A 9,239-nucleotide genomic window follows, 5' to 3' on the forward strand; every position below is an offset into this window, starting at 1 on the left:
GGCAAGATGCCCACCCCACAGCAGTTTTAACATCAAAGTAGTACCTATTTTCCTTCAACCTGCTGTAGGCAGGAAAATAATGTTAGATTATTGCAGCATGGACACTGTACAAAACCAAATATTTCGCTCGTTTTCTGGGATGATACGGATATCCTGAATGATGGTCGGCTTGATGTGTTTTAAGGTGTGCAAAAAATGTTATGAGCGCCCCAGGAGGGGAAGTCAAAAGTATTAAATACCCTCGCAGGGTTATAAAATGTGTTTGTGGAAAATTAAGTAATTACTTTTTGGAGCAACACTCACAACTGATAATTGATGCTTGATCAATCTTTCCCAAAACCGAGAACACCTCACCAGGGTTTACCGAATCAGCGCTGGGAAATTTATCCACAGCAACCAGAATTTGCCCAAAATCTGGCGATGATGACCAATGTTTCCCCCATTATTAGCCAGTTATTAATTAATCGTGGGATTACAACACCAGAAGCAGCACAAGGATTTTTAAATCCAGAGTCTTTAATTTTACCTTCACCTCTAGAAGAATTTCCCGATTTGGCGATGAGTGTGGAGTTATTGCAACAGGCGATCGCATCTCAAGCTAAAATAGCGATCTGTGGTGATTATGATGCTGATGGTATGACTAGCACGGCTTTACTGTTGCGTAGTCTCCGCAGTTTAGGCGCGCAAGTGGATTATGCTATTCCTAGCCGAATGCACGATGGTTATGGAATTAATAAACGCATTGTTGAAGAATTTCACAGTGAAGGTGTAGAGTTAATTCTGACTGTAGATAATGGGATTTCCGCTTATGAACCCATCGCCAGAGCCAGAGAACTCGGTCTGAATGTCATTGTCACAGACCACCACGACATCCCCCCAAAATTACCCCCAGCTAACGCTATTCTCAACCCGAAACTGATTGCAGAATCGTCACCTTATCGGGGTGTTGCGGGTGTGGGTGTCGCCTACATTTTAGCGGTATCTTTAGCACAACAGTTAGGAGAGATTAAGGGCTTAGTTCAGCCGATGTTAGCTTTATTTACACTGGGAACCATTGCAGACTTAGCTCCTTTAACGGGGGTCAACCGTCGCTGGGTAAAACGTGGTTTAAAGCATTTACCCAAGTCTAATTTACCAGGAATCAAGGCGTTAATTCAAGTAGCTGGGTTACAGGTGAGGGAAGAAGCAGGGAGCAGGGAGCAGGGAGCAGGGGAGCAGGGGAGCAGGGAGCAGGGGAGCAGGGAGCAGGGAGCAAGGAAACCTTCTGCTTCATCTGCGAAAAGTTTAAAGCCTGAAGATATTGGCTTTCGCTTGGGGCCACGCATTAATGCTATTGGTCGCATTGGTGATCCTCAGACGGTGATTGAATTATTAACTACTGATGATATGGCGATCGCATTAGACCGGGCGATGCAGTGTGAGTTAACGAACACTAGCCGTCAGCAAATGTGCGAGGAAATTGAACAGGAAGCGATCGCCTATGTAGAAGCCGAATTTGTATCTGAACTCCCAAAAGACCGAGTATTAGTAGTTATAAAACCTAATTGGCATCACGGTGTAATTGGCATTGTCGCCTCTCGCTTAGTAGAACGCTACGGTGTGCCTGTGTTTATTGGCACTTATGAGGATGAAGGACACATTCGCGGTTCGGCTCGTGGAATTCCTGAGTTTAATGTGTTTGAAGCGTTACAATATTGTCACGATTTATTAGGTAAATTTGGGGGACACAAAGCCGCCGGGGGTTTCTCTTTCCCAGCAGCTAATTTAGAGATATTGCGATCGCGTTTATGTGAGTTTGCGAATCAGTGTCTAGAACTACAGCACCTCAAACCACTACTCAGAATTGATGCTGAAGCTGATTTCAATCAACTTAATCAGCCGCTTTACCAACAAATAAATGCTCTGCATCCCTGCGGTATGGAGAACCCCGACCCCTTATTTTGGACATCTGGGGTTCAAGTCATTGAGCAAAAAATTGTGGGTAAGGGTAACATTAAATTAACACTGAGCCAAACTATTCATGATCAACAGTATAAAATTAAAGCGATCGCCTGGCGTTGGGGCGATTATTTCCCCCTACCACCGCGAATCGATATCGCTTACAAGCTGCGAGAGAATCACTTCAACGGCAATACTACCATTGAGTTAGAATTACTCGGTGCAAGACTTGCCAATGATCATTTGAGTCAACAAGCCATCAATTCCCAAAGACTACCCATATCTGATTTATTTAATCAGTCCTCTGCGAGTCCATTAAAAACTAACTTTGAGTACAAACAGCGAAATTATACTTGTGGTATTTATCAAAACGATGTTTTACCAGAATTAAGAATTAAAAATCCTGAAGGCAAAATTTTAGTCATGCAACCAGGACGTACAATTGGTTTATTAGGCAACAATCGTCAAGACTCCAAAGAGATTGATATATCTCAACCACAGTATGACAACATTATCCAAGCTGCTCTTCAGGTATTATCGGCACTGAGTCCTGAGTTATGAGCTTTAAATGTACTCAGCACTCAGGATGTTGCAGTTTTACATATTGCCGTTGCGAAATGCCAGAACTGCTATTACTAGTGGTCCAGCAATGAGGATTAGTCCAACGGAAACTAGCTGGAAGATAACTTCCCAATTAAGATTGCTTAAAGTGTCAAACATTTTTTCCCTTGTCCTCTTAACTTTTCAAAATACAGTAACTTCAGTTGCAAAACTCGCCATTAATCATATCTGGCTGTGGGCTGTTACATTTAATTTACTTAACAAAATTATAGGAAAATAAATAAAATGGCAAACTGGCAATGTGTGAAACAATGTGGGGCTTGTTGTAATCTTGACCCCGCAGAGCGTCCAGATTTAGCAGAGTATCTTTCCCCAGCCGAGTTAGAACTATACCTGAGTATGGTAGGCGAAGGCGGATGGTGTGTTAATTTCGACCATACCAGCCGAGAATGCACTATTTACGCAAATCGTCCCCGGTTCTGTCGTGTAGAGCCAGAAATATTTCAGGATATGTACGAAATTGAGCCAGAAGAACTTGACGATTTTGCCATTGACTGCTGTCGTCAGCAAATAGAGGGAGTTTATGGCGATCGCAGTTTGGAAATTCTCCGCTTCGACAAAGCCGTTGGTTTTTAGGGGACAGGTGGGGACACCCATCCCACAAGAAAATTTGGAATGTTTTTTGATTTGTCAGTCCCTAAAGCTCTTTGGAAAAGCGATAAATCGCGTCTCTACAATATAGTTTTGGGTTGATTTTCAGCTAAAACACATCTATTTTGCATATTCAGATTTACTGAATGTCTTGTGGGATGGGCATCTTGCCCGTCCTCATGGCGATCGCATCTCAAAATCTGCAAATAGCTGATGATGGCAAAATCATCGTTGCTGACCTCTGCTATATAAAACATAGACAAAACTAGACTTTACTTTCTACTTCAACGGGAGCATGGGAGCAGTTATCCCTCAGTAGACTTTCACGCCTTAGCCAGACGCGATTGTGTTCCAATTAAGTTTCTGAAAAAGACTACCACCATCATTGCTTGGTTTTCGCGTCGGCAATAGTCTCAATTCAATACTTGATATCACCGTATTATATATCAAGTAGTTGATTTTTTCCTAAAATATATATTGATTCTTGTCAATATAAGTATAGTTTTGTCTATAAAATTGTCAACTTAGGACTTGCTCAGTAACGTTACCTCTGGGAGAAATCACTGCATTACTGGGGCCGAATGGTTCGGGGAAAAGTACCGTTTTACGCACCCTAGCAAGACTAATTCCCGCAAATAAGGGTGCTATTTATTTGAACGGTCGCAATATTACCCAGATACCGACAAAAGAGTTAGCACGCAAACTGACAATATTACCCCAATCCTCAGAAGCACCGCCCAGTGTGACTGTATGGGAATTAATTGGTTATGGTCGCTATCCCCATCAGAATCTATTAGGGGGTTTTTCTGCAAAAGATATTACAGCGATGGAATGGGCGTTAGCTGTAACGGGATTAGAACCCCTAGCAGACAGAATAGTAGATAGCCTCTCTGGTGGAGAACGTCAAAGGGCTTGGATAGCGATGGCATTAGCACAGCAAACCAAAGTATTATTACTAGATGAACCCACAACATTTTTAGATATCCGCCATCAAATAGAAGTCTTAGGTTTAGTGCGACGACTCAACCAAGAACATGGAATAACAGTGGGTTGGGTGTTACATGATTTAAATCAAGCAGCAGCTTATAGCGATCGCCTAATCATGCTCAAGCAAGGAACAGTAGTCGCCGTTGGCACACCAAAAGAAGTGATCACAGCCAGTATAATTCAGCAAGTATTCGATGTAGAAATGACAGTAATTCCTCATCCAATCAATGGCTATCCTACCTGTTTACCTTGTCAATTGGGGATTGGGTATTAGGGATTACGAATTACGAATTACAAATTAGTTTATAGCATCTTTACTTCTTCACTTGGCGACCTTCTCCCTTGGCGCTAGCCTCTCCCTTTGGGAGAAGGGGAGACGCTACGCGAAGGCGACTTGGCGGTTCCATAAATTCAAATAGGATAGCTATAGCAAAATGAGCAAATTTACCAGACGTAACTTTTTAACTGCGGCGACAGCTTCCGCCTTAACAGTAGCTTGTAATCGTTCTCCCCGTCCCCAAAATTTTAGCAAAATTGCCACTAGAGTAGTTGCCCTCGAATGGGTGTATGCAGAAAACCTCCTAGCCTTGGGAATCCAACCTGTAGGAGTTGCAGATATCCGGGGCTATCAAAAATATGTGAATGTACAACCATCCCTAGCTGAAAGTGTAGTTGATATAGGGACACGCCAAGAACCGAGTTTAGAAGCGATCGCGCAATTAAAACCTGATTTAATCCTAGGTGTAGAGTTAAGACATCAAACCATTTACGATACCCTATCAGCGATCGCACCCACTCTACTCTTCAACCCCTATCCATAAATCCCTAACCCAAAATAGAGAACAGATTTGACACTCTCCGCGTACCTTTGCGTTAAACTCCGCGTACCTCTGCGTTTAAACCTCCCCCCATGCTCAAAACTCGCCCCCTAATCACAGGAACCCTAATACTACTAACACTCCTCTTCCTCCACATCAACCAACATCCCACCACAGTCATCACAGCCATATTCACCCCAGACGACAGCGCCTTACATAACATCGTGCGTTACATCAAACTACCCCGCACCGTTATCCCAATTGGAGCTTTTATCGGTGCAGTTGTCGCCTTTGGGGTGGTTTATGTAGCCGCTTGGCAAAACGGTGTCGCACCAGCGAGGCTAGCATTAGTCGGAATTGCGGTGTCTGCCTTTTGTGCGGCTGGGATTAACTTATTGGTGGTGAAATCAAAATTGCAGGTAGCCCAGGCTTTAGTGTGGCTAGCTGGTAGCACCTACGCTCGTCAGTGGGATGAGGTGTGGCAATTGTTGGCTTTTCCGGTGATTTTACTGCCCTTGGGGTGGTTATTTGCCCGCAAACTAGATTTAATGGCGTTAGGGGAAGACTTACCCCGAATTTTGGGGATGCGTTTACAGGCATCTCGTGGTGTAATATTAGCGATCGCTGTTGCTTTGGCAGCTGCGGCAGTATCCACAGTGGGAACTATCAGCTTTGTGGGGTTAATTGCTCCCCATACTGCTAGGATATTAATAGGCGATCGACACCGCAAACTATTACCAATAGCGGCGATTTTAGGCGCAATTTTAGTAACTTTAGCTGATATCGTGGGTCGTGTTGTCCTAGCTCCTCAAGAAATTCCTTCTGGGTTAGTTACAGCCCTCATCGGGACACCTTATTTTCTTTGGCTTCTCATCTCCAAACCATCACACAGTTAACAGTTATCAGTTATCAGTCCTTTGGGATTTCCAGAAAATAAATTGCCCCATTTCATCAGACTATCTTTGTTATTTATCCCCCCTGCTCCCTGCTCCCTGCTCCCCTGCCTACCTCAGCTATGGCATTTTGGGCAATGGGGTTGCAATTTATGACCACAATCTGAGAAAATGAGCAAGTCCTAAGTTGACAATTTCATAGACAAAACTATACTTATATTCACAAAAATCAATATATATTTTAGGAAAAAATCAACTACTTGATATATAATACGGTGATATCAAGTATTGAATTGAGACTATTGCCGACGCGAAAACCAAGCAATGATGGTGGTAGTCTTTTTCAGAAACTTAATTGGAACACAATCGCGTCTGGCTAAGGCGTGAAAGTCTACTGAGGGATAACTGCTCCCATGCTCCCGTTGAAGTAGAAAGTAAAGTCTAGTTTTGTCTAGGTTTTATATAGCAGACAAATATGAAAGCCATCTAGCAACTAGAGCTACCGCCTGTGAATCTTGACTCTGTACCTGTAACTTTTTCTGTCACATCTGAGACGGAAAACCAACCAGAAATAAAAGACTGTAACGAATCTAACTTAACGGCTGTAATCGTTGAGCCAGTTCAGCCTGTAGTTACTGATAGTCAAAAAAAGCAGGAATCAGTAGTGGCAATTTTCGCTACCACTTTCATTACAATATTTCTTGCAGAAATTGGCGATAAAACTCAGCTATCCACTTTATTAATGAGTGCGGAATCTCATGCGCCGTGGGTAGTGTTTCTCGGATCTGGGGTGGCGCTAATCACCACCAGCTTGTTAGGTGTGCTTTTAGGTGGTTGGATGGCTAATCGCCTCAGTCCCAAAACTGTAGAAAAATCAGCCGGGATGATGTTATTGTTCATTTCCCTGATGCTGTTTTGGGATGTAATTCATAATTCGTAATTCATAAACTCCCATTCCCCACTCCCTACTCCCCATTCCCCAAAAATATGGACTGGCATCTTTTAGGACTCAGCTTTATTACAGTTTTTCTCTCAGAATTAGGTGATAAAAGCCAATTAGCAGCGATCGCACTTTCAGGAGGTTCTCAATCTCGGAAAGCAGTATTTTTCGGTACGGCTGGTGCATTATTGCTCACCAGCCTTTTAGGAGCATTAGCCGGTGGTGCTGTGGCGGAATTATTACCGACGCGTTTATTAAAGGCGATCGCAGCTGTAGGGTTTGCTATCCTGGCTGCACGTTTGCTATTATTTAACGATGAAGCCTGCTAGATAAATACTAGACAAAGCTAGACATCTACTTCTTACGTCAAAGGGAGCATGGGAGCGGTTATCCCTCGGTAAGCGTTCAAGGTTTAGCCAACCTCGATAAAACTATTGCTGCGTTTAAATCTCTGTCCATTGAATGCCCACAATTTTGGCAATTGTAAACTCTTTCTGAAAGTGGCATATCTTGAATATGTCCACAATTGGAACAGGTTTTGGTCGATGGAAACCAACGGTCAGCAATGATTATTTCACAACCAAACTTCTTAGCTTTGTATTCTAGCTGACGCTTGAATTCATAAAATCCGCAATCAGCAATTACTTGAGCTAATTTATGATTAGATAGCATCCCTGAAACATTCAAATTCTCTACGACTATCTTTGCGTGGTTTTTGCATAAGTAAGTAGTGATTTGGTGAAGGGTATTCTTTCTCAAGTTAGCTATCTTGGCATGGTGTCTAGCTAATGTAATTTTAGCTTTATACCTATTGTTGGAACCCTTGATCTTTCTGGCGAGTTTCCTAGAAAGTCTTTTAAGTTTTCTCAGGTTAGTTTTGTAGTGTTTGGGGTTAGGAAATACTACACCTGTAGAAAGAGTAGCTAATTCTTTTACCCCAATATCCACACCTACAACTTCATACTTTTTAAGGGTTGGTTCATGCTCTTGTTCATAAGCAAAGGCGATAAACCAACTGTCAGCAGTACGAGATATAGTGATTGATTTACAAGTGGTATGCGGTAAACCTTCGTAGGTCTTTATCCATCCAATTGTAGGCAATTTTATCGACTTGCCACCTACAGGTATAGGCTTTCCACCTGCATCAATAGTGAAAGAATCATTGCGTCCTTTCTTCTTAAAGTTAGGGTAATCACTCTTAGCACTGAAGAATCTAGAGAAAGCATCCCCTAAATTATCAAAAGCATATTGAGTTATTTTCTGACAAATACCTTTTTCTTTAATCCAATCAAATTCTGTTTTTACATGGTTATTAAAGAACTTTTTTAGTATATATTTATTGGGCTTAAATCCATCTTTGTAAAGTTGTCTCCAAGTAGCAAGACCCCAGTTATAAGTAAACCTCGCTATTCCTGCGTGTTTACTCATGATTATCTCTTGAGCCTTGGTTAATTTCAACTTTGTTTTGATGGACAAAAGCATTGTTCGACCTTCAACACTGTATTTCTTGTTTGTCTAACTCTGCCATGTCATGTACTGGTTTGTCAATGGCATTCTTGAGATTGGTTTTAATCTCTTTAGAGTAATTTCTTAGCCCGTACAATCTACAATAAAAGCAATGAATGATAGCCATTAAATCCTCTACTAATTCCTGTTGAGGAGATAATGATTCTTGATTAGCTACAATTATTTCGCAATTAACAGAGTTGGATAACTCCTGTATAAATTCAAAAGCAAAACGACACATTCTATCCTTATGAGCTATGACAATAATTGCGATTTCGCCTTGAAGCATAGACATCATAATTGATAAGAACTTCTTTCTTTTAAAGTTCAAGCCTCCGCCAATTTCCGATACCCATTCGTCAACAGCTAAACCCCTATTTAAACAAAATGTTTCCATAGCGGTGATTTGATTCCTCAATTCCGGTTTCTGTCCATTAGAAGAAACGCGACAATAAACGATATTTTTACGATGTTGCTCTGTGGGTTTTAATCCCTGAATAATCAATAAGTCGTTCTCTGTATAAAACCGATGCCCCGATGGTGTTCTTTTTGCTGGTAATTTTCCAGAATTGTCCCATCTTTGTAGTGTTTTAACAGAAACTCCAATTTTCTCGGCAAATTCATGTGGTTTAAACATAAATACACTTAGATATTTGTCTATAAGTGTATAAGTATGTCTATTTAATTGTCAACTTAGGATAGCTCACCCGACGCGGAATAATTAATCTAAAAAACACAAAAAAGCTCAAACATACTTGGCCTCCTTGTGTTTTTTGATGAAATTGAAGACTAGGAAAATTATAACTAAACTTGTTGTCGCCAGCACCAACTTAAAAGTGTTCCACCTGCTAATAGTTTGACTGCTTCCAGTACAAAGTAACTACCGTGTAGTAAATTCATCGGCGCTGGAATTGCAGATGCTATTTCAAACAAGTTCAGATGAGT

The 9,239-nt window shown here is 41.6% G+C and carries 10 protein-coding genes and 1 pseudogene; 7 read left to right on the forward strand and 4 right to left on the reverse strand.

Translation table 11 applies throughout. The annotated features are described in order from the left end of the window. The first annotated feature begins 315 nt into the window (after positions 1 to 315). Positions 316 to 2,499, forward strand: coding sequence for a single-stranded-DNA-specific exonuclease RecJ (locus NSP_RS12115; RefSeq protein WP_006197520.1), 2,184 nt, complete (start codon positions 316 to 318; stop codon positions 2,497 to 2,499). Between the two features lie 36 nt (positions 2,500 to 2,535). On the opposite strand, the gene psb30 is transcribed toward NSP_RS12115, so the two are convergent. Further along, positions 2,536 to 2,658 carry a photosystem II reaction center protein Ycf12/Psb30 gene (gene psb30, locus NSP_RS24145; protein ID WP_006197521.1) on the reverse strand — a complete coding sequence of 41 codons (123 nt, stop codon included), beginning with the start codon at positions 2,656 to 2,658 and terminating at the stop codon, positions 2,536 to 2,538. A gap of 126 nt (positions 2,659 to 2,784) precedes the next feature. Here psb30 and NSP_RS12125 point away from each other — a divergent pair, with 126 nt between their 5' ends. Then, positions 2,785 to 3,135 carry a YkgJ family cysteine cluster protein gene (locus tag NSP_RS12125; RefSeq protein WP_006197522.1) on the forward strand — a complete coding sequence of 117 codons (351 nt, stop codon included), beginning with the start codon at positions 2,785 to 2,787 and terminating at the stop codon, positions 3,133 to 3,135. 95 nt (positions 3,136 to 3,230) lie between these two features. Here NSP_RS12125 and NSP_RS26910 read toward each other — a convergent pair whose 3' ends face one another. Continuing rightward, complete coding sequence (locus NSP_RS26910) at positions 3,231 to 3,407, reverse strand: hypothetical protein (protein ID WP_006197523.1); 177 nt, start codon at positions 3,405 to 3,407, stop codon at positions 3,231 to 3,233. 281 nt (positions 3,408 to 3,688) lie between these two features. Here NSP_RS26910 and NSP_RS12130 point away from each other — a divergent pair. The 5 genes and pseudogenes from NSP_RS12130 to NSP_RS12150 form a co-directional block, all read left to right on the forward strand. Continuing rightward, positions 3,689 to 4,411: pseudogene (locus NSP_RS12130) on the forward strand (ABC transporter ATP-binding protein); the annotation flags it as partial. A 160-nt stretch (positions 4,412 to 4,571) separates the two neighbouring features. Further along, positions 4,572 to 4,958, forward strand: coding sequence for an ABC transporter substrate-binding protein (locus NSP_RS12135; protein WP_006197525.1), 387 nt, complete (start codon positions 4,572 to 4,574; stop codon positions 4,956 to 4,958). A gap of 89 nt (positions 4,959 to 5,047) precedes the next feature. Further along, positions 5,048 to 5,851 (forward strand): iron chelate uptake ABC transporter family permease subunit, encoded by an 804-nt coding sequence (locus NSP_RS12140; protein WP_006197526.1) that lies wholly within the window; start codon positions 5,048 to 5,050, stop codon positions 5,849 to 5,851. A 505-nt stretch (positions 5,852 to 6,356) separates the two neighbouring features. Beyond that, the gene (locus NSP_RS12145; protein WP_006197527.1) at positions 6,357 to 6,788 is read left to right on the forward strand and encodes a TMEM165/GDT1 family protein; all 432 of its coding nucleotides are present in this window, start codon (positions 6,357 to 6,359) and stop codon (positions 6,786 to 6,788) included. Positions 6,789 to 6,835: 47 nt separating this feature from the next. Beyond that, positions 6,836 to 7,117 carry a TMEM165/GDT1 family protein gene (locus tag NSP_RS12150; protein ID WP_006197528.1) on the forward strand — a complete coding sequence of 94 codons (282 nt, stop codon included), beginning with the start codon at positions 6,836 to 6,838 and terminating at the stop codon, positions 7,115 to 7,117. Between the two features lie 76 nt (positions 7,118 to 7,193). Here NSP_RS12150 and NSP_RS12155 read toward each other — a convergent pair whose 3' ends face one another. Together NSP_RS12155 and NSP_RS12160 are read right to left on the reverse strand one after the other, a co-directional pair. Beyond that, on the reverse strand, positions 7,194 to 8,270 hold the full coding sequence (locus NSP_RS12155; RefSeq protein WP_017804103.1) for an RNA-guided endonuclease InsQ/TnpB family protein: 1,077 nt from the start codon (positions 8,268 to 8,270) through the stop codon (positions 7,194 to 7,196). A 10-nt stretch (positions 8,271 to 8,280) separates the two neighbouring features. Next, the gene (locus tag NSP_RS12160) at positions 8,281 to 8,931 is read right to left on the reverse strand and encodes an IS607 family transposase (RefSeq protein ID WP_006197530.1); all 651 of its coding nucleotides are present in this window, start codon (positions 8,929 to 8,931) and stop codon (positions 8,281 to 8,283) included. Positions 8,932 to 9,239: the final 308 nt, after the last annotated feature.

Source organism: Nodularia spumigena CCY9414, assembly GCF_000340565.2.
GTDB classification, from domain to species: domain Bacteria; phylum Cyanobacteriota; class Cyanobacteriia; order Cyanobacteriales; family Nostocaceae; genus Nodularia; species Nodularia spumigena.